The sequence below is a fragment of the Catenulispora pinisilvae genome (assembly GCF_015356865.1).
GTDB lineage: Bacteria > Actinomycetota > Actinomycetes > Streptomycetales > Catenulisporaceae > Catenulispora > Catenulispora pinisilvae.
The window spans coordinates 1-1,769 of record NZ_JAAFZA010000483.1 but is presented as its reverse complement, the minus strand read 5'-3'; the positions used below and the strand labels follow the sequence as shown (position 1 = coordinate 1,769).

Annotated in this window: 1 protein-coding gene; it reads right to left on the bottom strand. The window is 69.6% G+C overall.

The window, feature by feature from the left end; translation table 11 throughout:
- Window positions 1–1,397 (bottom strand): hypothetical protein (locus IZR01_RS53945; protein WP_323747328.1); only part of this gene is annotated, 1,397 nt, incomplete at its 3' end.
- Between the last annotated feature and the right edge of the window lie 372 nt (window positions 1,398–1,769).

Genomic DNA, 1,769 nt, shown 5'->3' with positions numbered 1-1,769 from the left:
CCCCGCAACCCCGCAACCGCCGCAGCGATCTCGCCCCCCGGGTCCGCATGCGCACCCCGCCCCAGCACCACATCCAGCAGCACCACGCCGACGGCGGCATCCGCAGCCGCGTCCGTGATCGCACGCAACCGCAGGGTGTTGTCGATCATGGGGTGCGGACGGCCGCGGGTGTAGGCGTCGTCGCCGAAGTCGGTGAGGTCGAAGGTGAAGGCGGAGCTGGAACTTGGCTGCGCACGCGCCAGCACCACCTCCGCCTCAGCGCGCAACGTCCCGCCGCTGAACAGCCCGCGGATCCCGGGCGCGCGGCGAGTGTTCGCCTCGTCGCCCGGTGCCCGTGCCGGTGCCGGGGCCCAGTGCGGCCAAACCGCCGGGGCCCGCTGGCCGAGTGCGGCGAGGATCCGCTCCGCCGAGTCGGTCAGCGTCGGTTGGCCGGGGCCCACGAAGGCGAAGTGGACCGGTTTGCCGAGTGTTGCCGCGTGCGCCTCGATGCGGGCGGCGATGGCTGGGTGTGGTGGTTTGGAGACCACCGCGATGAGTTCTGTTTCTGGGTCGTCGGCGAGTGCTGTCAGTGCGGCCAGGGTTGAGCGGCCCGCCACTTCGCGGGTCAGGTCCCGGCCGCCGACGCCCAGGCAGTGGCGGATGCCGGTGCCTGCCGCGTCGAGGAGGGCCATCAGTTCCTGGGCGCCGGTGCCCGAGGCTGCTACGAGGCTGATCGGGCCTGGTTCGGTGACGTTCGCGAAGGCCAGGCCGGTTCCGTGGAGGACGACGGTGCCGCAGTCGGGCCCCATGACCAGCAGGCCGCGTCGTCGGGCCTCTTCTTTGAGGCGTACCTCATGATGTATTGGGATGTTATCGCTGAAAATAATCGGCGATGCGCCGTATTCCAATGATTCCATGGCTTCCGCGACGGCGGCAAGGCCGGGGGTGGAAATCAGGGTGATGGGTGCACTCGTTCGGCCTAGTGCGGTGGCCGTCGTGCGGGGTGTGGGCTGGTCAGGGTACGCATGTCCGGGTGCTGTGATGGAGCCACCGGGCTGCGACGCCGCTGTGAGAGCGCTGGTCAGGGCTTCGAGTGCTGCGTCTTCGGCGGATTCACCGGCTTCGGCGAGTTCACCGGCTGCGGCGGAACCAGCACCGCCGGGTGCGTCAGAATCCGCGCGGCAGCTGAAAGCGATCACCAGATCGCCCGGCCCGACCGACTCCAGCGCCGGATACCCCAACTCGGCGAGCAAGGCGACATTCAGCTCCGTCGCCATCGCCACCAGCACCCGCTCCACCCCGGCCACCCCGGCGACCGCCCGGCCCGCGAGCATCAGCGTCACCGAGTCGTGGTACTCGCCGCGCCGCACCTCCACGTGCTCGACCGGCGCGCCCGCGCCTTTCATTGGCACCGACACCGGCATCGATCCTTTCCGCGAGGGCCTGTCGCGACGCTAGACCTCGGGGCTACTGTCCGGGCATGGGCAATCCTGACAAGGACGGCGCCAGAGCTTCGCAGATGTCGACATCGCCAAGCGAGGCGCCCGAGGCGAACGGGGGACAGCGGATGGCACAGCCGACACCGATATCGACACCGCTACCGATATCGACACCGGCGCCGGTACCGCCGATATCAGGCGACCAGGTCGCCCAAGCGCCCCAGCCTGCTCAAGCACCTCAGGCTGGCCAAGCACCCCAAGCAGGCCAAGCACCCCAAGCAGGCCAAGCACCCCAAGCAGGCCAAGCACCCCAAGCAGGCCAAGCACCCCAAGCAGGCCAAGCACCCCAAG